This window comes from Olleya sp. NP1-10, assembly GCF_055804415.1.
Window position 1 is genome coordinate 1,957,091 of record NZ_CM147840.1, and the last position, 22,983, is coordinate 1,980,073.

A 22,983-nucleotide genomic window follows, 5' to 3' on the forward strand; every position below is an offset into this window, starting at 1 on the left:
TTATTAAGATGAATTCAAACTTACTTTCTTCAATTTTAAATCAAACCGCTACAACAGACTTAAACGTTATTGATGCTTCTATTTCTAAAACAGACTATATTGCTATAGATTTATCAAAAGCTAATCCTGATTTAAATTCTTTTGATATCTCTTCGTCAAAAGCTTGGGAAGACTACATCAATCAATATCTAAAACAACATAATAAGCAAGTTGCTTTTGGTGGTTATCTAGAAACTAGAAACTTATACAACAGAAGTTCTTATTTTTCGGCTCAAGCCGAAACCGAGCAACGTAATATTCATTTAGGTCTAGATCTTTGGTGTCCAGCAAATACATCTGTTTTGGCCTGTTTTGATGGTAAAGTTCATAGTTTTAAAAACAATACAAATTTTGGAGATTATGGACCAACAATTATTTTAGAGCATTGTTTAGATAACCAAGTATTTTATACGTTATATGGTCATTTAAGTGAAGCTTCAATAGCGAATATAAAAATTGGTGATATCATCGCTCAAGGCGAAACGATAGCAAGTCTTGGAGAAGCTTCAGTAAATGGTGATTATGCACCACATTTACATTTTCAGATTATAATAGATATGCAAAATAAGTTAGGTGATTATCCTGGTGTTTGTAGCTTAAGTGATTTAGAGTTTTATAAAACCAATACGATTAATCCTAATGTGATTTTAGGATTGTAATGGTTAATCTAAAATATGTAAATCCCTTTTAATTCTTTGTTCGGTAGGTCTTAATAATGCCATGTATACTATTAATAATATTCCAAATACGATAAATTCTGGAAATATTATTAGTATAACAAATGCAGCTCCTTCAAGTATGGCATAGCGTACAATGGTAGCACTTTGATAGGCAACTAGTTTTTGTTTTAAGCTTAAACTACTTTCAATTTTAGAAACCAATCTTTTAAATAGTAGATTACTAAGTAGAAAAGCAACAATAGGAATCGTTAAATAAATCATGTTTTCATTATTAATTTCAGGCATTTTTAATTGACTAAAGTCAGATATGTTGCCTAAAAAAAAGTACGCCATAATTAAACCGACTACTAATGCTATATGGATGATTTTAAAAATTTTTAATTGTTCTTGCATAGTTGATAACCTTAGATGGGTTAGCAAAGTACTTTAAATTACTAATAAATTCAAATTTTAAAGCTTTAAAATAAAACACACAAACCGCTAATAAAAGCTAAGTTTGTGTGTGACATTAAAACTAAGTTAAAATATTAATTATACGACATCAGCAATTTGTTTTTGAGAGACTTTGTTTTTTGTTTTAATTTCAAATTGATTGGAAGTGTTTTTTGTTCCACCAGCTTTTAGAGCCTTATCACCTGCAAAAAATGTTTTGTGGTCATCACCAAGATCAGAACCTGCCATTCTTTGGTGTTTTACACAAGATACACCTTTACGTATTTCTTGTCTTTGTACGCCTTTAACATAAGCAAGCATCCCTTGATCACCAAAATATCCAGCTGTTAAATCATTCATGTGTAATGCTGTTGTATGATATGTTGGTAAGGTAATTAAGTGATGAAATATTCCAGCGTCTCTTGCTCCATCCATTTGGAAGGTTTTAATTTTTTGGTCTGCTCTAAAGCATAATTCAGTATTATCATACTCTGCATCCATTAGGTTGTTACGGTCGTAAGAAGTCATGTTTTCTCCTTCAGCAAGCATGTCTTCATATACTTGATTACGGAAGTTTAAAGTCCAGTTAAATGATGGTGAGTTATTGTAAACTAGTTTAGCGTTTGGAATGACAGCTTTTACTTGATTTACCATGTTTGCAATTTGTTTTACATTAGGTGTAGGTGTTTCTATCCATAACAAATCTGCTCCGTTTTGTAGACTAGTAATACAGTCTAAAACAACACGATCTATATTTGTCCCATCCCTAAATTTATATAAACCATTAGCTAATCTAACAGGACGTACTAATTTACCATCTCTTTTAATTAAAACGTCATTTTCTTTAGCATCTGTAATTGCTATTTCTTCTGCTTCAACAAAATCTAAATATTTTGAAGCTAAATCACCAGGTTTTTGGCTAACAGGAAGTTTTTGGGTTAAACCAGCACCTTCAGAATCTGTTCTAGCTACAATTACACCTTGATCTACACCTAGCTCTAAAAACGCATACCTTACAGCGTTTAGTTTGGCTATAAAATCTTCATGAGGAACAGTTACTTTTCCGTCTTGGTGACCACATTGTTTAGCGTCAGATACTTGGTTTTCTATTTGTATAGCACAAGCTCCAGCTTGAATCATTTTTTTGCTAATAAGTAGGTCGCTTCTTCATTACCAAAACCTGCATCAATATCTGCTATAATAGGAACAACATGTGTTTCAAAATTATCAATTTGAGCCTGTACATCTTCACCATTTTCTAGTCTTCTAAATAGATCGTTCAACTCAATAGCATCTGCTTGACGTAAAAAGTCATAGATTTCGGCTATTAGTTTTGGTACTGCAGTTTTTTCATGCATAGACTGATCTGGTAAAGGTCCAAATTCAGATCTTAATGCAGCTACCATCCAACCCGATAGGTATAAGTACCTTTTATTAGTAGTATTGTGGTGTTTTTTTACAGCAATCATTTTTTGCTGTGCCACAAAACCATGCCAGCATCCTAAAGATTGAGTGTATTTTGAGTTATCTGCATCATACTCATCCATATCCTTTCTCATAATTGCTGCAGTATATTTTGCGATTTCGATTCCAGATTTAAATTGATTTTGTGTAAACATTCTTGCAGCACTTTCTGGATTTATAGCATTCCAAGTGGTGCCAAATTTTGCTTTAAGTTGCCTTACTGTATCTAAAGCTGAGCCATAATTTGTTTGTGATAAATTTTTCATAATTTTGTGATACGTTATTTATTATTAATAATTAGATCCTGTTGATTGTTGCCGCAATCGCAGGATTGTTTTTTATATGTATTGGTAAGCTGGAAGCGTTAAAAATTCTTCAAATTTGTCAGCTAAAACCAATTTGTCAAATAAGTCTATAGCTAATTTAAATTTGGTGTTTTCAATATTTTCTTCACCAATTTCAATTAATATTTTTTCTACTTCATCATTAAAAAGGGTTACGTAAAGTTTCATGTCAAACGCACGTCCATCTTCTAAGATAACTTCGTTTTTTAACCATTGCCAAACTTGCGTTCTAGAGATTTCAGCAGTAGCTGCATCTTCCATTAAATTATAAAGTGCGACAGCTCCATGACCTCTTAACCAAGCTTCGGTATATAAAATTCCGACATTAATATTTTTTCGTATTCCAGCTTCAGTAACAGTACCTTTTGGAACTTCGACTAAATCTTTTTCTGTAATAGTGATGTCATCTCGTGTCACGTGTAATTGGTTTGGTGTTGGCATATGTTTGTTAAATTCGGTTAAAGCAACATCCACTAATGCAGGATGTGCAACCCAAGTCCCATCATGTCCATTTTTAACTTCACGCTCTTTGTCTTTTCTTACTTTTTCAAGCGCTGCTAAATTTGCATATTCGTCATTTTTAATTGGTATTTGTGCAGCCATTCCACCAATAGCTAAAATGCCTCTTTTGTGACAACGTTGTATTACTAATTTTGAATACGCATCCATAAATGGTGTTGTCATAGTAACCTGATCACGATTAGGAACTACAAAGTTTGGATGATTTCTGAATTTTTTGATGTAAGAAAAAATGTAATCCCAACGTCCACAGTTTAAACCAACAATATGTTCCTTTAATTCGTAAATAATTTCGTCAAGCTGAAAACTTGCAGTGATAGTTTCAACTAAAACAGTAGCTTTAAATGTACCTTCTTTTACTTTTAGGTATTCTTCTGCAAAAGTAAATACGTCATTCCACCATCTAGCCTCTAAGTAATGCTCTAATTTTGGTAAATAGAAGTAAGGTGCAGTATTATTTTTTAGTAAAGTTTTTGTGTTATGAAACACGTATAGTCCAAAATCTATTAAACTACCAGAAGCTTCTTGCTTATCAAATGTAATGTGTCTTTCATTAAGATGTAAACCTCTTGGTCTAACTAATAATACAGCAGTTTCTGGCTTTAGTTGATAGGTTTTATTCTTTTTAGTGTCTACTAATGTTATGGTTTTATTGTTAGCATCCATTAGGTTTATTTGACCTTCGATGTTATTTTTCCAACTAGGAGCATTGCTGTCTTCAAGGTCTGCCATAAATGTTTTTGCACCAGAATTTAATGCATTAATGACCATTTTTCTATTAACAGGACCTGTAATTTCTACACGTCTATCTTGTAAATCTTTTGGTATTGGATTTGCTGTCCATTCAGATGTTCTAACGGATTCTGTTTCTTTTGGAAATTCAGGAAATTGACCTTTATCAAAAATTGTTTGTTGTTTGACACGTTCATCTAATAATTCTAATCTTCGATTATTGAATTTTTCATGTAAAGCTGTTAAAAAAACTAAGGCTTCATCTGTTAAAATTTCTGGGTAGTAATTTGTAACGTCTCTAGAGAATGTGATTTTTGGTTGTTTTAAAAGATTGTTTTCCATTGTGTTATGATTTTGTACGACAATATTAAAACAAAGAATCGAATAAAACAAGCGAACGTTCGCTAAAAATTTTTTTCGCCAAAATAGAATATTCGCAAAAAATGCTATATTTGTAATTATGGAAGAAGATTACATAAAACTAATATTTGGATTAAAGCTAAAGCAGATAAGGACTGATAAGAATTTATCCTTATTAGGTTTATCTAAACTCTCAGGTTTATCAAAGTCCTATTTAAACGAAATAGAAAACGGAAAAAAATATCCTAAACCTGATAAAATTGCTATACTTTCTGAAAAATTGGATGTACCTTATGACCAAATGGTGTCTCTTAAATTGGACAAAAATTTAGCTCCAATTGGTGATTTATTACAGTCAAAAATTTTAAAAGAAATTCCGTTAGAACTTTTTGGAATTAAAGAAAGTAACCTGATAGATATTGTTGCAAATGCACCAGCTAAAGTCAATGCGTTTATTAGTACAATTATTGAAATTGCACAGAATTATAACTTTAGTAGAGAAAGTTTTTATTTAGCTTCTGTACGATCGTTTCAACAAGCGAATAATAACTATTTTGCAGATTTAGAACAAAGTGTATTGAGATTTGCGGAAGCTTATCATATTGATTTAAATGAAACAATTACATCTAAAGATTTAGAGGAGGTTTTAGTTGAAGAATATGGTTATACCATTCAACCCAATGAACTTAGTAAATATGAAGCTTTGGGTAATTTAAGGTCTATGTTTGTTCCTAAAACGAAGACTTTATTGTTAGCAAATGAGATTGATGAAGCACAACGTACCTTTATCTATGCAAAAGAATTAGCTTATAATTTTTTAAAAATAGAACAACGTTTATATACGTTTCCTTGGATTAAGTTTGACACTTTTGATCAGGTTTTAAATAATTTTTATGCATCTTACTTTGCAGGAGCTTTAATTATACCTAGTGCAAAAATTATTTCGCAACTAAATCATATTTTTGAAAAAGAAACTTTTGATGCTTCACTATTTTTGAAGGCTATTGATAGTTACAATGCATCACCAGAATCGTTTTATCAGCGTTTAACTAACGTTATTCCAAAAGCATTTAATATTCAGAATTTATTTTTTTAAGATTTACGCATAAAGCTAAAAGTCCTAATTTTTATTTAAAAAAAGAGTTGCATTTATCACATCAACAATCTCCACATGCAAATGAAACTAATGAGCATTATTGTAGACGTTGGGTGTCTTTAAAAATGCTTAAAGACATTAGTAAAAGTAAAACAGCACATGTTTTTGATTATCAAATCTCTAATTATAAAGATGATGGTGTAAAATATTTGGTGTTGTCTTCAGCAACTAAAGATCCTTTTAGAGATAATCATTACAGGAGTATCAGTATTGGTTTGTTGATTAATAAGCAATTACAACGTAAAGTTAATTTTTTACAAGATGAAATTATAGAAACTAAAAATGTAGGTGTGACTTGCGAGCGTTGTGCTATAAAAGATTGTAAGGATAGGGAAGTGCCTGCGATTTTTTTAGAGAAAAAAGCAAAAAACAAAAAAATGGAATCTATAGTAAGTGAATTAACAACTAAGTTTTCTTAAAAACTAGCTGTGAAATTTATACTAATGAGCCATAAATAAATCTTGAGGCTAATGATTTGCCAAAGAAGAATCCTGAAATAGCTAAAATACCATCGGTAACAGCAAACCACAATTCTTTTGGAAGCATGATAATTGTAGTAAATGTAGCAATTACCATTAGTCCACCAACAATGTATGAAGGTACTATGCTGGTTTTAGAAATTACTCCTGCAATGGTCATACCCGCTATAATACCAATGAAATGAGCTAATACAACAAATGTTTTAGCGCCTTGTGGTATTAAATGCATGTTGGTTTTTATAGATTTCATATCATTTGGATCCATACTTTCTGGTAATGGATAAAAATTATGACCAATCAATGTTTCAACAATGTAAACTGTAGCAGCTGCTACAATAAATCCAACGATAGTTGCCAGTATATTTTTAAGCATAATATTAAGTTAGAGACGTTAGTTACTTATTTAAATTTACAAAAAAAATCCTAAAGCTTTTGCTTTAGGATTTTGATTATTTTACAGTAGGAGTTTTTAGTCATTAACTAAAACCCATTCTCCTTTGTTTATTAAAGGTTCTGCTTGTTTGTATTTTACTGTTTTACTTTCTCCAGTAATAATATGCTTAATATTTACTTTGTCATTACGACCAATTTTAGGTTGGTCTCTAACAATAGTTTCTACTACTTGTTGTTGCGGTTGTGTATTACTTGCAGCTCTATTTTGTGCAGCACGCTCGTCTAAGTTTTGTATTTCTTCTTTTTGTGTTTGAAGATTGTCTTTTTGACGCACTTCTCTAGCTTCGCTAATAGCATTAGTAGTTTCAGTAGGTAGTTCTCCTTTAAATAAGAATGAAATAACGTCCTTATTAACTTGGTCAATCATAGCTTTAAATAACTCAAAAGCTTCAAATTTATAAATTAATAAAGGGTCTTTTTGTTCGTGTACAGCTAATTGTACAGACTGCTTCAACTCATCCATTTTACGTAAATGTGTTTTCCAAGCATCGTCAATAATGGCAAGAGATATGTTTTTTTCAAAGTCTGTAACTAATTGCTTTCCTTTTGTTTGATAAGCTTTTTCTAAATCTGTAACAACTTGTATGTTTTTAACACCATCGGTAAAAGGAACAACAATACGCTTGTATTGGTCACGTTGGTTTTCGTATACGTTTTCAATAACAGGAAATGCTATTTCTGCATTACGCTCCATTTTTTCTTTATAATGATCAAAACCAGCTTTGTAAATGGTTTGAGCAATAGCTAAAGGTGTCATTTTATTAAACTCAGCTTCTGTAATAGGTGAAGACATTGAGAAGAATCTGATTAATTCAAATTCAAAATTCTTAAAGTCACTAGCAGCTTTGTTAGATTCTGCAATACCTTCTGAAGTATCATAAATCATGTTTGCTAAATCCACACGAAGACGCTCTCCAAATAAAGCATTGTAACGACGTTTATATACAACTTCACGTTGAGAGTTCATAACATCATCATACTCTAATAAACGCTTACGAACACCAAATTGGTTTTCTTCAACTTTTTTCTGAGCACGCTCAATAGATTTTGAAATCATAGAATGCTGAATCACTTCACCTTCCTGTAATCCCATTCTATCCATCATCTTAGCAATACGCTCTGATCCAAATAATCGCATTAAATTATCTTCTAGCGATACATAAAACTGAGAGCTTCCTGGATCTCCTTGACGTCCTGCACGACCACGTAACTGTCTGTCTACACGTCTAGAATCATGACGTTCTGTACCAATGATGGCTAAACCACCAGCAGCTTTAACTTCGTCACTTAATTTAATATCTGTACCACGTCCAGCCATATTGGTTGCTATGGTAACTTGACCTGCTTTACCAGCTTGGTCAACTATTTCGGCTTCTTTTTTATGTTGTTTTGCGTTAAGTACGTTGTGTGGTACTTTTCTAATAGATAGCATTTTACCTAAAAGTTCTGAAATTTCGACACTAGTCGTACCAATTAATACAGGACGTCCAGCTGCAGAAAGTTTAGTAACCTCTTCAATAACTGCATTATATTTTTCACGTTTAGTTTTATAAACTAAATCTTGTCTATCATCTCTGGCAATTGGTCTGTTGGTAGGGATTTCTACTACATCTAATTCGTAAATTTCCCAGAATTCTCCAGCTTCTGTTACAGCAGTACCTGTCATACCAGATAGTTTTTTGTACATTCTGAAGTAATTTTGAAGCGTTACCGTTGCAAAGGTTTGGGTCGCGTCTTCAATTTTTACGTTTTCTTTAGCTTCAATTGCTTGGTGTAATCCATCGCTATAACGACGACCATCCATGATACGACCAGTTTGCTCGTCTACAATCATAACTTTATTATCCATGACCACATATTGTGTGTCTTTTTCAAATAAAGCATAAGCTTTAAGTAATTGGTTTAATGTGTGAATACGCTCTGACTTGATTCCAAAATCACGAAATAAATCTTCTTTAAGATTTGCTTCTTCTTCCGATGATAAGTTTTGAGCTTCAATTTTTGCAATTTCAACACCAATTTCTGGCATTACAAAAAAGTCAGGATTATCTTTTCCAGATAAATAATCAACACCTTTATCTGTTAATTCTATCTGATTATTTTTTTCTTCAATAACATAGTACAGTTCTGCATCAATCTTAGGCATTTCGCGATTGTTGTCCTGTATGTAATAGTTTTCGGTTTTTTGAAGTATTTGTTTTACACCTTCTTCACTTAAAAACTTTATTAAGGCTTTGTTTTTAGGAATACCTCTATAAACACGTAGTAATTTAAAACCACCTTCTTTAGTGTCACCTTCGGCAATAAGTTTTTTAGCTTCTACTAAAACTTGAGTTAAATATTTACGTTGTGTATTAACAATATCGTCTACTTTTGGCTTAAGCTCTGTAAACTCATGTACGTCTCCTTTTGGTATTGGACCAGAAATAATTAATGGTGTACGTGCATCATCTACTAATACCGAATCGACCTCATCTACAATGGCATAATGGTGTGGACGTTGCACTAAATCTCCTGGTGCATGTGCCATATTATCACGTAGGTAGTCAAAACCAAACTCGTTATTGGTACCATAAGTAATGTCTGCGTTGTATGCTTTACGACGTGCATCACTATTAGGTTGGTGGTAATCTATACAGTCAATACTTAAACCATGAAAGTTAAATATTGGAGCCATCCATGCGCTATCACGTTTTGCTAAATAGTCGTTTACGGTTACTAAGTGTACACCTTTACCAGCTAACGCATTTAGGTAAACAGGTAATGTTGCTACTAAGGTTTTACCTTCACCAGTTTGCATTTCGGCAATTTTACCTTGATGCATTGCTACACCACCAATAAGTTGTACATCATAGTGTACCATATCCCAAGTAATGGCTTTACCAGCAGCATCCCAAGAGTTAGACCAAGTTGCTTTGTCGCCTTCAAGGGTTACAAAGTCTTTGTCTCCAGATAGGTTTCTGTCAAATTCATTTGCAGTTACCGTAATTGTTGGATTGTCCTTAAAACGTTTAGCAGTTTCTTTTACTACTGCAAAGGCTTCAGGTAATATGTTGTTTAATGTTGCTTCTGTGGCAGTGTAGGAGTCGTCTTTAATTTTATCAATTGCAAGGTAGATGTCCTCACGTTTATCAATGTCTTCAGTTGCTTCAGCTTCAGTTTTTAAGGCTTCAATTTTACTGTAAAACGGTTCTCTTGTTTCAGCAATTATAGCTTTAAACTCGTCTGTTTTGGCTCTTAATTGATCATGAGATAAAGCGCTTAGGGCTTTTTCAAAAGATTTAATTTTATCTACTATTGGTGTGATGGCTTTGACGTCTTGTTTAGACTTGTCGCCAACAAACACTTTTAGTACGGAATTTAAAAAACTCATAGTTTTTGTGTTTTATTTAAGATGAAAGACTTTGGTTTTAAAGGCTTTCATGTTTAGTTTTTAATAGGTTAAGTTGCCTTGCTTAATAGGTTAGCAACTTTAGGTTTGTTAATACTTTGTCAAATCGTGTGATTATTTACGACTGATATTTTTTTAAAGACACAAAAAAGTGTTTTTAAAACGGGTTTAAATATACGTTTTTAGCTGCGTTTGGCTAAATTTTAAAGCACAAAAAAAGTCTCTAATTGAGACTTTTTTGTACTATTTGATGTTATTAATATTCATCCTCATTCCAGAGGTAATCTTCGTCAGTTGGATAATCTGGCCAAATTTCTTCTATAGAATCGTATGAATCTCCTTCATCTTCAATAGATTGTAAATTTTCTACAACTTCTAAAGGTGCTCCTGTTCTAATTGCGTAGTCAATAAGCTCATCTTTAGTTGCTGGCCAAGGTGCATCACTTAAATAAGATGCTAGTTCTAATGTCCAATACATTTCTTATGCGGTTTTTATTTTTGCAAAAATAAATTTTTAGTTTAAATAGTCAAGAAAAAAGTGAATTATTTTTTCATTAAAAAAAGAACGTCTTTTAAACTGAAACTACTTGATACTAAAGTATTTTGCAGTGTTATTAATCACAGTGCTTTATAAAAGGGGTTACTTTTTTTCGGAATCCACTTTACTTCGTCTGCTTGTAAGTCATGAGACAATTTTCGTGCCAATACAAAAAGATAGTCAGATAGACGGTTTAAATAGGTTAATGCATTAGCTTCAAAAGGTTCTAAGTCGTTAAGCGCTGATGCTAAGCGTTCTGCGCGTCTACAGACTGTTCTGGCAATGTGACAGAATGACACAGTTTGATGTCCTCCAGGTAATACAAAATGTGTCATTGGTGGCAAAGCTTCATTCATACCATCCATTTCACGTTCTAAAATGGCAATGTCATCATCTGATATTTTATTGATGTTTAATCGCTCTTTTCCGTTTTTTAAGATTGCTTTTACAGGGTCTGTGGCTAAAATAGCTCCTACCGTAAACAGTTTATTTTGAATGATAATTAAAATGTCTTTGTATAATGTATTTATATTTTGGTCTCTGATTAATCCTATATGTGAATTAAGTTCATCAACCGTTCCGTAGCTATCAATCCTAATATGGTGTTTTGGTACGCGTGTACCTCCAAACAAAGCAGTTGTACCTTTATCTCCTGTTTTAGTGTAAATTTTCATGTTTTAATTAGGCTTCTTAAGTTAAATCTTTTGTGATTTGTGCTTGCTTGTTTTCTTCGTTAAAAGTTGTTGTTTCTTTAAAATTAATAATCTTTTCTTTAAGTTCGTTATTTAAGCTAATGTGTTCTAATATTATATCATCATCAAAGCTTACTTCTTTATTTTTGTCCAGTTTGGCGGTCCTGTTATTTATTGTTAAGTAATTTTCGTTATTTTTTGATGTGTATAGCGTGAAAATACTATGGTTTTGATCAGCTGTTTTAGCGTAAATTAGATTTTCAAAAGCATTTGGATTTGATTGTTCAAGCGCTTTAATTAAATCAGTTTTATTATCAATATAATCAAAAACTGGTAGATTTTTGCTTTCAAACCATTGATTGCTTAACTCGCAAAATGGCTCAGAAGCACCATTTGTAAAAATTATTGTAGCAATAATTATTAGTAAAGCTTCTATAATCCATATTATAGTTAGAAAAACACCACTAACTTCAGCAGATCTAATGCCCCAAGTACCAACTTCGTTAATTATTCCTATTAATTCAAATAAAGCACTAGGGTTACCTGCTAATACGACTAGTTGTTCTAGCTTAACATTACTTGTGGTTATTCCAATTCTTGAGTTTCCATAGCTCTCTCCTGCATTAATAGCAAGATCAACCCAAACAACCCAAGCAGAATAGAGAGCGACTAGACTTGCTATTAGTGAAAAAATGATTGCTAGTTTATTATTACGAACTTTTCCTATTTTTACTACTACATATGATATTAGCCAAGCTAATCCAAAACCTAAAGCACCTGCGATAATAAAATTAATGTAAATAAATGGTATAAACCATATTGCATAAGAATAGATAAAACCTAAAATAGGAGCTGCAATTAGGGTAACTAAAACAAAATAAAGGATAGCAATTGGTTCAAATTTACCGGAAGGTGAGTAATACTTTGACATAAGTATGAGGTTAAGTGGTTAAATGATTAGTAAAGTTGAAATATAAGGATATTTTATGTCTTAATTCTACTATAAGTGATTACAGTCTTATTGTAAAATGTTGTTTAGCTTGTTCTTGTCTGAAAAACACAAAACCAAATGCATAAGTATCGATAGTTACAGTAACTTTAGGGTGTTTTTTGATAGCTTCCCAAGCTTCTGTCATGTCTTTTGACCAATAGATATCGTCAAAAATTAGTATTGAATCATTGTGAGTTTTTGGTAGTAATGCTTCAAAATAGTGTAAGGTAGCTTCTTTGTTGTGGTTACCATCACAATAGATTAAATCGTAGGTGTTTTGTGAGTCTATGTGCTGTATGACTTCTTTAAAATCACCTGTTTTTAAGGTAATATTATTTAAATCGAAATGTTTAAATTGCTCTCTGGCTACTGCCGAAATATTTGGACAACCTTCTACTGTGGTAATGTTTGCTTCAGGATTGCCTAAAGCTAAAGCTTGCGTAGCAACACCTAAAGAGGTTCCTAATTCAAGAATGGTGTTGGGTTTAAAATAATTAGCAAGTCTGTATAGTAATTTAGCTTCTTTGTAATTGGAACCAGCCACTTTAGTAATTTGTGATAGGGTTCTGGAATTGCTTTTAAAAACCTGACTTCCTGCGCCTAAATCAGTAACCTTTATTATAGTCTTGTTTTGTATGAGTTGTTTTCTGTAAGCTTTTATTGTTTTGTAAGCTGGTTGTTTTTTTGAATTATAAAAACATTTAGTTACTAAATTATATACAAAAGGTGAGTGGACACCATGCTGATTGGTCGATTTTAAAAGTATTTTAAAATACTGTTTAATTTGGTATAGCATATAATGCTTTATTTTTTGAAGAGGTAGTAATTATTAAAAGTTGATTGATTTAAGATTCTTTTAATTTGTTTAATGCTTTGATCTGATTTTTTAAATCTGCATTTTCTTTTTTTAAATCTATAATTCTTTCTTTTTGTAATTCTATCATATAATCCAATTGATTAACATCTATTTCTGGTATTTCATTGGATACACCTCTAAATAGCCAATTTGCATCTAAATCTTTAAATTCATTCAATATTTTGTATATTTTGTCTGTACCAAAAACTCTTCCGTTTTTAATATTGCTAATTTGACTACCAGAGAAACCTAACTTTCTGGCAGTGTCATTAACTCCTAAACCTTTGTTTTTTAAGTATTTGTAAAATCTAAGTCCTACTTCGTTAAATTCAGGCATTAAAATATTATGGTTTTAATAATAATTACGTCGTTCAATATAATGTATAATCAGACAAAATATTATATATTCGCACAAAAAAATGAATATTTGATCATTTTAACAAATATAATATTACAATAATTAACAAATAAATAATACAAAACCCCTAAATTATGTCTGATTTTTTAAATCAATTTGCGAGTGACTTGAAAGATAATGTTTCTGGATATCTAGCAGTGACAGTAACTGAAATTAAAAGTGGAATTTCATACTATTCGGATTCAATATCTCCAGATTTTGATCCAGAACTTGCAGCAGCATTTAACCTTGAAGTTGTAAAAGCAAAGCTTAAAGCTATTGAAGTTTTAAATTTAGATCAAAGTATTGATGATATATTAATAAATATTACTGGTCAAATTCATATTATTGATATTTCAGATGATAATAAATACTTTATTTATTTAGCAGTTGATTCAACTAAATCTAATTTAGGTATGACTAAATCACTATTAAATAAGTACAAGAATAAACTTTCTGGTAAACTGTAGTTTGTCGTAAGTTTGAAATAAAAAAAGCACAATAATTATATTGTGCTTTTTTTTGAATTTAACTCTAGTTTTAGTCTTCTAATTTTTCGGCAAGTTCCATCCAGCGCATTTCTTTTTCTTCAATGCTGTCTAAAATGGTTTGTATTTTATTAGATAACTCGTTAATTTGATCTTGCGTTAAATCTGGATTTAAAAACTTCTGTTCGATTTCTTTTTTATCAAACTCTAAGGATTTGATTTTACTTTCTAGATTGTTATATTCCTTTTGTTCGTTATAAGACAATGCAGTATTGCTGTCTTTTTTCCAGTTTTTCTTTTCTTTTTTATCTTCAGAATTTGATGAGTTTTCTGGTGGTTTACTATCTTCGTAGGTGCGATAATCTGTGTAGTTACCAGGGAAATCCTCGACAATACCTTCGCCTTTAAAAACTAACAGGTGGTCTACGATTTTATCCATAAAATAACGGTCGTGTGACACAACAATAAGGCAACCAGGAAAGTCTAGTAAAAAGTCTTCTAATACATTTAGTGTAACAATATCAAGGTCGTTGGTAGGTTCATCAAGTATTAAAAAGTTAGGGTTTTGTATTAAAACGGTACATAAATATAACCTTTTACGTTCTCCACCACTTAGTTTTTCAACAAAATCATATTGTTTTTTTCTGTCAAATAAAAAACGCTCTAATAATTGTTGTGCACTAATTTGGCGTCCTTTTTTTAATGGAATATAATCACCAAACTCTCTAACGATATCAATAACTTTTTGGCCTTCTTTAGGATTAATACCTGCTTGAGTGTAATATCCAAATTTTACGGTTTCACCAATAATTATTTTTCCACTATCAGGTTGTGTGGTTTGGGTAAGCATGTTAAGAAACGTGGATTTACCTGTTCCGTTTTTACCTATAATGCCGACACGTTCACCACGCTGGAAGTTGTAATTAAACTTGTCTAATATGGTTTTGTTTTTAAAGGCTTTAGAAAGGTTAACCATTTCTACAATTTTACTTCCTAAACGTTCCATATTAAGTTCAAGCTCTACCACATGGTCATTTCTACGTTTATGGGCTTTGTGCTTTATTTCGGCAAAATCATCAATTCTAGATTTAGATTTTGTGGTACGTGCTTTAGGTTGGCGACGCATCCAAACCAATTCTTTTTTAAACAGTTGTTTAGCTTTACCAGTTTCTACTTGCTCTCTGGCAACACGTTCTTCCTTTTTTTCAAGGTAATAAGAGTAGTTTCCTTTGTAGCTGTATAACTCACCATGATCAAGTTCTATAATTTCGTTGCACACACGTTCTAGAAAAAAGCGGTCGTGAGTCACCATAAATAAGGTGATGTTTTCTTTAGCAAAAAAAGCTTCAAGCCACTCAATCATTTCTAGATCTAAGTGGTTAGTAGGTTCATCTAAAATTAACAAGTCTGGTTTGTTAATTAAAGCATTGGCTAGACTTAGACGCTTTTTTTGTCCACCAGATAAGCTACTTATTTTTTGGTCTAAATCGTCTAATTTAAGTCTGAATAATATTTGTTTGTATTGGGTTTCAAAGTCCCAAGCATTGTGTCTATCCATTTGCTCAAAAGCTTTTTGGTAGACGTCTTCATCTTCAGGATTAAGTAATGCTTTTTCGTAATTTTTAATAATATCTAACACAGGATTGTCTGCGTCAAAAATAGCCTCTTCAATAGTTAATGTAGGGTCTAGTACAGGTTCTTGTGGTAAAAAAGCGACTTTAATATCTTTTCTGTAAATAATATTACCTTGATCAGGAACATCAAAACCAGCTAGCATTTTTAGTATGGATGTTTTTCCTGTTCCGTTTTTAGCAACAAAAGCTATCTTTTGATCTTTATGAACGCTAAACGAAATGTTTTCGAATAAAGTTAATTCGCCATAAGATTTGGCAATGTTTTCTACAGTTAAATAATTCAAGATGTTATTTTTTTTACAAAGATGGTTATTTTAGATGAATAGAGAAAAAGAGAGTAAAGGAAAAGTGAATACTAATACAGTAGCAGTTTTTAAAGTGAAATGCTGAAGCGTTTATTATCACTGAAATAATCCATAACTCGAGCTTCTTTTTTATGACGATAAAAATTAAGTGTTTAATTGAATAATAAAATCATAAAAATAGAGGCTTACTGATGTTGTATTTCACTTTTTGTAAAAGTCCAAAAACGTCGATATATGTTTTGTTTTTCAGGTTGAAAGGTTATATTTGTGACTTATCAAACGTCTTATTAATGAAGCAAATTATTATGTGTATTGTTGTTGTACTTGGTCTTTCAAGTACATCTTGTATTACTCAAAAGGACGTGGTTTACCTTCAGGATAAAGGTACAATAGTGAATGATTCTTTACAGATCCAAGCTTTAGCAATGCCTTACAGAGTGCAAGTCAACGATTTATTAAGTGTAAACGTTAAAGCAGAAAAAGAAATTAATGATTTAGTTCAAATATTTAATCCAACAACTAATATAGTTAATGATTCTGAACAGTCGTTGTATTATAATGGTTTTACTGTGAATCTTCATGGTAATATCGAGTTTCCTATTTTAGGAGAAGTTAATGTTTTAGGCTTTACTACCGATGAAGTCGAGCAAAAAGTAAAGGATGTTATACTTCAGAAATACTTAAAAGAGACTGCCAAAATATTTGTAACCGTTAAGTTGTCAGGTTTAAAATACACGACTTTAGGCGAAATTAATAATAAAGGTACTCAAGTACTTTATCAAGATCGTGTTAATATTTTAGAAGCCATTGCTAATGCTGGTGACATAATGGACACAGGAGATCGTAAAGATGTTTTAATTGTTAGGCAATATCCTAATGGTCAAAAAATACATCATATAGATCTAACAGACATAGCTGCAATGCAGTCTGAGTTTTATTATATTCAACCCAATGATTTAATTATGGTTAAGCCATTAAAACGTAAATCTTTAGGAGCTGGACAAACCGCAACACAAACGTTAACTACAATTGCTAGTATTTTTTCAGTATTGGTAAGTACTTACTTTTTAGCACGTAATTTGTAAATTATGGAAGAGCATTTAAGTAACGGGAATTCTCAGATGTTTGACTTTAAAGCTTTTATTTATAGAGCTATAAGTTACTGGAAGTGGTTTGTGTTACTATTAATTGTTGGTTTATATATTGTCTATCAGCAAAATATAAGACGTGAGTTTCCTTATACGTTAGAAGCCTCATTAACGGTACAAGATGACAAAAACCCACTATTTACCTCCAATACCAGTTTGGTGTTTAACTATGGTGGTATATCAGGAAAAGTACAAGAAGTGCTACTTAATTTAAAGTCTAGAAAACACCATGAAAAGGTAGTCGATAGTTTAGATTTATACTTGACATACTCTACCCAAGGACGTTTTTATAAAACAGATATTTATGGTAGTCAGCCATTTAATTTTGTAGGATTAGATAGTGCTTATCAAGTATTGGGACAACCTATAAAAATTAATTTCAGTGACGCTAATACTTTTAAGTTATCCTATGATTTTGGAGAAGCAACCCAAGTGACGACTCAAAACTTTCTAGATAAAAGTATTAAAGGGTTTACTTTAAAGACACCAACATTTTCTAAGACGTACAGTTTAAATCAGTATATAGATTTGCCTTTTTTTAAAGGGAGTATTGTAAAAACTAAAAATCAGGATATTATTATTAATACAGACTATTTTATTCAGTTTAATAGTTTTAACAGTACAGTGTCTTCTTTTGTAAATAATTATGCTGTGACTAACCAACAAGGGTCACCATTATTAGTTACTAAATTGACTAATAAAAATAAGGCAAAGATTGTAGACTATATAAATACCTCAGTGTTTATATTAGAACGCGATCAATTACAACGTAAAAACCAGTACGCTATAAATACAGTTGCTTTTATTGATAAGCAATTGGCAAGAGTTAAGGGTCAGTTAAACAGAAAAGCAGACTCGTTAAATGACTTTATGCGTAGTAATAAAATATTTGATTTAGAAAACGAAAGCACGTTGCTATCGGCTAAAATTGAAGGTTATAATGATCAAAAAGAAACACTGAATCAATCTTTACTGTCTTATGATTTATTAAAAAATTACTTGTTGACTAGTCAGGATTTCACTAGTTTTCCTGCTCCAGCATTACAAGGGATTGACGATCCAAATATTTCGGCTAGTATTTCTAAGATTATAAGTTTATCTATACAAAAATCTACTTTAGAGTCTTCTGTAAGAGATAATGTTTCGGTATTTGGTGATTTAAATAATCAGATAGAATCATTAAAAAATGTGATGTTAGAAAACATCGCTTCGGTTAAAACCAATATTGGTTATCAAATTCAATCTATAAATTCAAAAATATATAGTTCAGAAAGTCAGTATTCTACATTACCAGAAAACCAACAAAAACTAGAAGCTATTGAGCGCGAGTATTTGCTTAGTCAAAGTACTTATAATTTGTATTTGGCTAAACGTGGTGAAGCCGATTTAATAAAAGCGTCCAATATTTCGGATATTATTTTAATAGAACCAGCAAAAGACATTGGTCAAGGTCGTAATGCTGTAAACCTGAGTATACGTTATGTTTTTGCGGTCTTAGCAGCATTGTTACCTATTTTGATTATTGCTTTTATTGTAACCTTTTTTGACAATAAAATTCATATTCCAAATGACTTAGAAAAACTAGCTAATATTCCATTATTAGGTGTTGTTGGTAAAAACGATACAGATAATAACTTGGCGGTATTTAACAAGCCTAAATCTGCAGTAGCAGAGGCTTTTAGAGCTGTACGTTCTAGTCTTCAGTTTATATACAAAAAGCATGAATTAGAAGGGACTAAAACCGTTATGGTAACGTCTTCAATTAGTGGAGAAGGTAAAACGTTTTGTTCTATCAATATAGCGTCTGTTTTCGCTTTAAGCGGAAAGAAAACCGTGTTAGTAGGATTGGATTTACGTAAACCGAAGATTTTTGGCGATTTTGATATTGACAATTCTATTGGTGCAGTTAATTATTTGATAGGTCAAAAAAGCTTATCTGAAGTCGTGCAAAAGACAAAAGTTGAACATTTGGATGTTATCACTTCTGGTCCGATTCCTCCAAACCCATCAGAATTACTAATGGGTGAGCAAATGGATCGTTTTGTAGAGGAATTAAAAGCAGAATACGACTATATTATTTTAGATACACCTCCAATTGGCCTAGTTGCGGACGCATTAGAGTTAATAGAATATGCGGATGCCTCTTTATATGTGGTTAGACAAGATTACACCAAAAAAGAAATGCTAACTTTAATAAACGATAAGCATAGCAAAGGCGAAGTTAAAAACATTAGTTTTTTATATAACTGCTATGATCAAAAAGCTAAATATGGTTATGGATACGGTTATGGCTATGGTTATGGAGCTTATGGTAATGGGTATCATGAAAATGAAGTTGAAAAGCAGACTGTTTTAAATAGAATTAAAGGGTTATTTAAAAAGTAACTTATAATTTTAAAAATTAAATAATAAATATTGGATTCTGTTTCAAAAAATAACGACTGGTTATATACAATTTCGCCTAAACGAAAATTAATAGATCTTAATTTTAAAGAAATTTGGCGTTATCGTGATTTGCTATTTTTGTTTGTTAAACGCGATATTATAACTCAGTATAAGCAAACCATATTAGGTCCATTATGGTATTTTATTCAGCCATTATTTACAGGAGTTATATTTACTTTAATATTTAATAATCTGGCAGCAATACCAACAGGAGATGGTATTCCGTCATTTTTATTCAATTTAGCAGGTATCACATCTTGGAATTATTTTAGCACCTGTTTGACAGGTACCAGTAATACGTTTTCTGCAAATCAAGGGATATTCGGGAAAGTGTATTTTCCTAGGGTAATCACACCCTTGTCTGTGGTGTTTTCAAATTTGTTAAAATTCGGAATTCAACTCTTAGTATTTACTATTTTTTACCTGTATTTTGTCTTTTTTACAGATACAGCTTACAACGCTTTACCACAATTAGAAATACTATTTTTACCTGTTTTGATAGCTTTTATGGGCTTGTTTGGTTTAGGTTTTGGAATGATTATATCGTCCATGACAACTAAATACAGAGATTTAACTTTCTTGGTTGGTTTTGGAGTTCAGCTACTAATGTATGCTTCGGCTGTTATGTATCCTTTGTCTTATTTTAAAGAAAAAGTTCCTGAATATTCTTGGGTTGTTGAATATAATCCGATGACTACTATTATAGAGTTGTTTAGATATATGACCTTGGGTGTGGGTGAGTTTTCATTATACAAGTTTATTTACGCAGGAAGCGTCAGTATTATCGTGTTTTTGATTGGATTGGTGATTTTTAATAAAACGGAAAAAACTTTTATTGATACGGTTTAGTTTTTTATTAGTGAGAAGGTTGAAGTGAATGGTGAGGAGTATTAAGAGAAAAGTTAGTAGTTAGTAGTGAGTAGTGAGTAGTGAGTAGTGAATGGTGAGGAGTTAGAAGTGAGAAGTTTGTAGTGAAAAGTGAAAGGTTAGAGGTTTAAATTCTTAAAATTATGAATCATAAAGATTTAGATGTTTGGAAAAAAAGTATGGACTTGGTTGAGTTAATTTACCAATTGACGTCTACTTTTCCTACTGAATAAAAATATGGATTGATAAGTCAAATGAGGAGAGCAGCTGTTTCAATTCCGTCTAACATAGCTGAAGGTGCTGCTAGAAAAGGTGATAAAGAATTAATACAATTTTTAATGATAGCTTTGGGCTCTTTGTCTGAATTAGAGACTCAGTATTTATTTTCAGTTAGATTAAAATTCACAAAGACAAGTCAAGCTGTAGAATCATTAATGATTGAGGTCAAACGATTGATTTTAGGGTTTAGGAATTATTTGTTGGGGAAGAGTAAGAGAGTTGAATAGTGAGGAGGTGAGAGTTGAATAGTGAGAAGTTAGGAGTGAGAGGTGAATAGTGAGAGGTGAATAGTTTGGTGGTGAAATAGTGAAATTGTTAGAAGTGAGTAGTGAGTTTTTAGTAGTTAATAGGTTGGAATATATAGGAATAGGGATGATTAGTTTTTTTTGTTTTCTCTGATTCTTTAGATATTAAGATTATATTTTAATTCGGTGTTTGGTGAGTTCTTCCTTTTGTATTGTATGGGTGATATTCCTGTTTTACAGTTGCTTTTGATAAAAGTGGTTAACTCTGGTGCATTACCATGAACTATCTATGGCTTTACTATGGAGTATCCATGAAGTATCTATGGAGTATCCATGAAGTATCTATGGAGTAACTATGGTTTAGGAAGTTGAAAAGTGAGGGGTTGGAAAGTGAGAAGTTGGAAGTGAATGGTGAGGAGTTAGAAGTTGAAAGTGAGAAGTTAATGGTGACAGGTGAATGGTTTTGGTGAATAAGTGAATGGTGAGAAGTTAGAAGTTGAAAGTGATTAGTTAGATTTGACTAGTTAGGTTTGAATTGTAGAGTGATAATTGCTATTTTTTGTTTTGGGGTGCTATTTATTATTAATAAACCTTACAATTAGTGTCTTAACTTTATTGCTAAAACAAATGAAAACTATTGAATATTAGAAAAACTATTTTTGCTAAAGCATTTTAGTTTTGATGTCTGATTGGCTATATTTTTTATTATTTTACCTTCTTAAAGTATATAGCTGGCTATAAACATTGAATAATATAAAAAAATGAGTGTTATTTTAAAAGCTGAAAATATCTCTAAACAATACCGTTTAGGTCTTGTTGGTACAGGTACGATTAGCCATGATTTAAATAGATGGTGGAATCGTATTAGAGGTAAAGACGATCCGTATTTAAAAGTCGGAGAGAGTAACGATTGTAGTACAAAAGGAGAGTCGCAATATGTTTGGGCTTTACAGGGTATTAATTTTGAAGTCCAACGTGGTGAAGTTTTAGGAATTATAGGTAAAAATGGCGCAGGAAAATCTACACTACTAAAAATACTGTCTAAAGTTACTGGTCCTACCACTGGAGAAATTAAAACTAGAGGACGTATAGCCTCATTATTAGAAGTCGGTACTGGTTTTCATGGTGAAATGACAGGTAGAGAAAATATCTATTTAAATGGAGCCATTCTTGGTATGACCAAAAAAGAAATAGCCTCTAAAATAGATGAAATTATAGAATTTTCAGGTTGCGAACGTTATATAGATACACCTGTTAAACGTTACAGTTCAGGTATGACGGTACGATTAGCGTTTGCGGTAGCCGCTTTTTTAGAGCCAGAGATTTTGGTGATAGATGAAGTATTAGCAGTTGGTGATGCCGAGTTCCAGAAAAAAGCTATTGGGAAGATGCAGGATATCTCAAAAGGAGAAGGGCGTACAGTTTTGTTTGTAAGTCATAATATGGCAGCTGTAAAGAGTTTGTGTACTAGAGGTCTTGTTTTGGAGCATGGAAAGGTTGTTTTTGAAGGAGCTTCAGATAAAGCTGTGAGTTTTTATTTAAATAATGAGAGTAAGAAAGCAAATGAAGATTTATTAAAAAGAGCAGATAGAAGAGGTACAGGTGAAGTTCATTTTTCAAATGTTGAATTACTTAGCAAAGAAAATACGCCTGTAACAGAAATACTTTCAGGTGATTATGTTAAGTTTAGACTTCATATGGTTTTCAATCAAGAAGTTAACTGTGTAGAATTAATATTTGGTTTGGTTGTTTTTGACAAGAACGAAATAAAAATAGCAGACTTTTATTCGGATGAGATGGGAGTTTCATTTGATGAAATTGATTCTTATGTAGATTTAGAAATACCAAAATTGATGTTAAGAGGAGGGGATTATACTGTAACTATTGTAGTGCAAACAGCAAAAGTAGTAGTTAAACAAATAGATTTACTGCATAATGTTTTAAATTTTAAAGTTTTTCCGGGTGATTATTGGAATACTAAAACTATAAATAGAGCAACAAACGTAGCAATTATTGATGCTAAGTTTCAATAAATTTAAGTAAATAAAG

Annotated in this window: 17 protein-coding genes and 2 pseudogenes; 8 read left to right on the forward strand and 11 right to left on the reverse strand. The window is 31.6% G+C overall.

Going from position 1 to position 22,983, the window contains the following annotated elements; genetic code table 11:
* Positions 1 to 8 precede the first annotated feature (8 nt).
* Entirely contained in the window at positions 9 to 698 is a 690-nt protein-coding gene (locus AC0L4B_RS08975) for a peptidoglycan DD-metalloendopeptidase family protein (RefSeq protein ID WP_473436620.1), read from the forward strand.
* Between the two features lie 3 nt (positions 699 to 701).
* Here the strand turns inward: AC0L4B_RS08975 and AC0L4B_RS08980 are convergent, their stop codons facing one another.
* The 3 genes and pseudogenes from AC0L4B_RS08980 to aceB form a co-directional block, all read right to left on the reverse strand.
* Positions 702 to 1,112 carry an MFS transporter gene (locus AC0L4B_RS08980; protein ID WP_473436621.1) on the reverse strand — a complete coding sequence of 137 codons (411 nt, stop codon included), beginning with the start codon at positions 1,110 to 1,112 and terminating at the stop codon, positions 702 to 704.
* Between the two features lie 138 nt (positions 1,113 to 1,250).
* Positions 1,251 to 2,881, reverse strand: a pseudogene (locus AC0L4B_RS08985) (isocitrate lyase).
* Positions 2,882 to 2,953: 72 nt separating this feature from the next.
* Positions 2,954 to 4,552 (reverse strand): malate synthase A, encoded by a 1,599-nt coding sequence (gene aceB / locus AC0L4B_RS08990; RefSeq protein ID WP_473436622.1) that lies wholly within the window; start codon positions 4,550 to 4,552, stop codon positions 2,954 to 2,956.
* 118 nt (positions 4,553 to 4,670) lie between these two features.
* Here aceB and AC0L4B_RS08995 point away from each other — a divergent pair.
* A pseudogene (locus tag AC0L4B_RS08995) lies at positions 4,671 to 6,145 on the forward strand (helix-turn-helix domain-containing protein).
* Between the two features lie 16 nt (positions 6,146 to 6,161).
* Here AC0L4B_RS08995 and AC0L4B_RS09000 read toward each other — a convergent pair.
* The 7 genes from AC0L4B_RS09000 to AC0L4B_RS09030 all read right to left on the reverse strand — a co-directional run bounded on the left by AC0L4B_RS09000 (position 6,162) and on the right by AC0L4B_RS09030 (position 13,463).
* Positions 6,162 to 6,578: a hypothetical protein gene (locus tag AC0L4B_RS09000; RefSeq protein WP_473436623.1), complete on the reverse strand. Its 417-nt coding sequence runs from the start codon at positions 6,576 to 6,578 to the stop codon at positions 6,162 to 6,164.
* 96 nt (positions 6,579 to 6,674) lie between these two features.
* The gene (secA, locus tag AC0L4B_RS09005; RefSeq protein WP_473436624.1) at positions 6,675 to 10,031 is read right to left on the reverse strand and encodes a preprotein translocase subunit SecA; all 3,357 of its coding nucleotides are present in this window, start codon (positions 10,029 to 10,031) and stop codon (positions 6,675 to 6,677) included.
* Between the two features lie 274 nt (positions 10,032 to 10,305).
* Positions 10,306 to 10,527, reverse strand: a complete 222-nt coding sequence (locus AC0L4B_RS09010) for a DUF2795 domain-containing protein (RefSeq protein ID WP_006989959.1) — start codon at positions 10,525 to 10,527, stop codon at positions 10,306 to 10,308.
* 140 nt (positions 10,528 to 10,667) lie between these two features.
* On the reverse strand, positions 10,668 to 11,261 hold the full coding sequence (locus AC0L4B_RS09015) for a cob(I)yrinic acid a,c-diamide adenosyltransferase (RefSeq protein ID WP_473436625.1): 594 nt from the start codon (positions 11,259 to 11,261) through the stop codon (positions 10,668 to 10,670).
* A 16-nt stretch (positions 11,262 to 11,277) separates the two neighbouring features.
* The gene (locus AC0L4B_RS09020; RefSeq protein WP_473436626.1) at positions 11,278 to 12,210 is read right to left on the reverse strand and encodes a hypothetical protein; all 933 of its coding nucleotides are present in this window, start codon (positions 12,208 to 12,210) and stop codon (positions 11,278 to 11,280) included.
* A 79-nt stretch (positions 12,211 to 12,289) separates the two neighbouring features.
* Positions 12,290 to 13,066, reverse strand: coding sequence for an O-methyltransferase (locus tag AC0L4B_RS09025; protein WP_473436627.1), 777 nt, complete (start codon positions 13,064 to 13,066; stop codon positions 12,290 to 12,292).
* Between the two features lie 49 nt (positions 13,067 to 13,115).
* Positions 13,116 to 13,463 carry a helix-turn-helix domain-containing protein gene (locus AC0L4B_RS09030; RefSeq protein ID WP_473436628.1) on the reverse strand — a complete coding sequence of 116 codons (348 nt, stop codon included), beginning with the start codon at positions 13,461 to 13,463 and terminating at the stop codon, positions 13,116 to 13,118.
* Positions 13,464 to 13,618: 155 nt separating this feature from the next.
* On the opposite strand from AC0L4B_RS09030, the gene AC0L4B_RS09035 reads away from it, so the two are divergent.
* Positions 13,619 to 13,993, forward strand: coding sequence for a hypothetical protein (locus AC0L4B_RS09035; protein WP_473436629.1), 375 nt, complete (start codon positions 13,619 to 13,621; stop codon positions 13,991 to 13,993).
* A gap of 70 nt (positions 13,994 to 14,063) precedes the next feature.
* On the opposite strand, the gene AC0L4B_RS09040 is transcribed toward AC0L4B_RS09035, so the two are convergent.
* Positions 14,064 to 15,929, reverse strand: coding sequence for an ABC-F family ATP-binding cassette domain-containing protein (locus AC0L4B_RS09040; protein WP_473436630.1), 1,866 nt, complete (start codon positions 15,927 to 15,929; stop codon positions 14,064 to 14,066).
* 311 nt (positions 15,930 to 16,240) lie between these two features.
* Here AC0L4B_RS09040 and AC0L4B_RS09045 point away from each other — a divergent pair, with 311 nt between their 5' ends.
* The 5 genes from AC0L4B_RS09045 to AC0L4B_RS09065 all read left to right on the forward strand — a co-directional run bounded on the left by AC0L4B_RS09045 (position 16,241) and on the right by AC0L4B_RS09065 (position 22,967).
* A complete protein-coding gene (locus AC0L4B_RS09045; RefSeq protein WP_473436631.1) occupies positions 16,241 to 17,035 on the forward strand; it encodes a polysaccharide biosynthesis/export family protein in 795 nt (264 codons plus the stop codon).
* Positions 17,036 to 17,038: 3 nt separating this feature from the next.
* Positions 17,039 to 19,483 (forward strand): exopolysaccharide transport family protein, encoded by a 2,445-nt coding sequence (locus AC0L4B_RS09050; RefSeq protein ID WP_473436632.1) that lies wholly within the window; start codon positions 17,039 to 17,041, stop codon positions 19,481 to 19,483.
* Positions 19,484 to 19,513: 30 nt separating this feature from the next.
* Positions 19,514 to 20,392: an ABC transporter permease gene (locus tag AC0L4B_RS09055; RefSeq protein WP_473436633.1), complete on the forward strand. Its 879-nt coding sequence runs from the start codon at positions 19,514 to 19,516 to the stop codon at positions 20,390 to 20,392.
* A gap of 272 nt (positions 20,393 to 20,664) precedes the next feature.
* On the forward strand, positions 20,665 to 20,916 hold the full coding sequence (locus AC0L4B_RS09060; RefSeq protein ID WP_473436634.1) for a four helix bundle protein: 252 nt from the start codon (positions 20,665 to 20,667) through the stop codon (positions 20,914 to 20,916).
* Between the two features lie 779 nt (positions 20,917 to 21,695).
* Complete coding sequence (locus AC0L4B_RS09065) at positions 21,696 to 22,967, forward strand: ABC transporter ATP-binding protein (protein WP_473436635.1); 1,272 nt, start codon at positions 21,696 to 21,698, stop codon at positions 22,965 to 22,967.
* The last annotated feature ends 16 nt before the right edge of the window (positions 22,968 to 22,983 follow it).

What these genes read in the sequence shown, in the direction of transcription:
- AC0L4B_RS08975 (WP_473436620.1), top strand. Translation starts at nt 9, where the DNA reads ATGAATTCAAACTTACTTTCTTCAATTTTAAATCAAACCGCTACAACA.
- AC0L4B_RS08980 (WP_473436621.1), bottom strand. Translation starts at nt 1,112, where the DNA reads ATGCAAGAACAATTAAAAATTTTTAAAATCATCCATATAGCATTAGTA.
- aceB (WP_473436622.1), bottom strand. Translation starts at nt 4,552, where the DNA reads ATGGAAAACAATCTTTTAAAACAACCAAAAATCACATTCTCTAGAGAC.
- AC0L4B_RS09000 (WP_473436623.1), bottom strand. Translation starts at nt 6,578, where the DNA reads ATGCTTAAAAATATACTGGCAACTATCGTTGGATTTATTGTAGCAGCT.
- secA (WP_473436624.1), bottom strand. Translation starts at nt 10,031, where the DNA reads ATGAGTTTTTTAAATTCCGTACTAAAAGTGTTTGTTGGCGACAAGTCT.
- AC0L4B_RS09010 (WP_006989959.1), bottom strand. Translation starts at nt 10,527, where the DNA reads ATGTATTGGACATTAGAACTAGCATCTTATTTAAGTGATGCACCTTGG.
- AC0L4B_RS09015 (WP_473436625.1), bottom strand. Translation starts at nt 11,261, where the DNA reads ATGAAAATTTACACTAAAACAGGAGATAAAGGTACAACTGCTTTGTTT.
- AC0L4B_RS09020 (WP_473436626.1), bottom strand. Translation starts at nt 12,210, where the DNA reads ATGTCAAAGTATTACTCACCTTCCGGTAAATTTGAACCAATTGCTATC.
- AC0L4B_RS09025 (WP_473436627.1), bottom strand. Translation starts at nt 13,066, where the DNA reads ATGCTATACCAAATTAAACAGTATTTTAAAATACTTTTAAAATCGACC.
- AC0L4B_RS09030 (WP_473436628.1), bottom strand. Translation starts at nt 13,463, where the DNA reads ATGCCTGAATTTAACGAAGTAGGACTTAGATTTTACAAATACTTAAAA.
- AC0L4B_RS09035 (WP_473436629.1), top strand. Translation starts at nt 13,619, where the DNA reads ATGTCTGATTTTTTAAATCAATTTGCGAGTGACTTGAAAGATAATGTT.
- AC0L4B_RS09045 (WP_473436631.1), top strand. Translation starts at nt 16,241, where the DNA reads ATGAAGCAAATTATTATGTGTATTGTTGTTGTACTTGGTCTTTCAAGT.
- AC0L4B_RS09050 (WP_473436632.1), top strand. Translation starts at nt 17,039, where the DNA reads ATGGAAGAGCATTTAAGTAACGGGAATTCTCAGATGTTTGACTTTAAA.
- AC0L4B_RS09060 (WP_473436634.1), top strand. Translation starts at nt 20,665, where the DNA reads ATGAGGAGAGCAGCTGTTTCAATTCCGTCTAACATAGCTGAAGGTGCT.
- AC0L4B_RS09065 (WP_473436635.1), top strand. Translation starts at nt 21,696, where the DNA reads ATGAGTGTTATTTTAAAAGCTGAAAATATCTCTAAACAATACCGTTTA.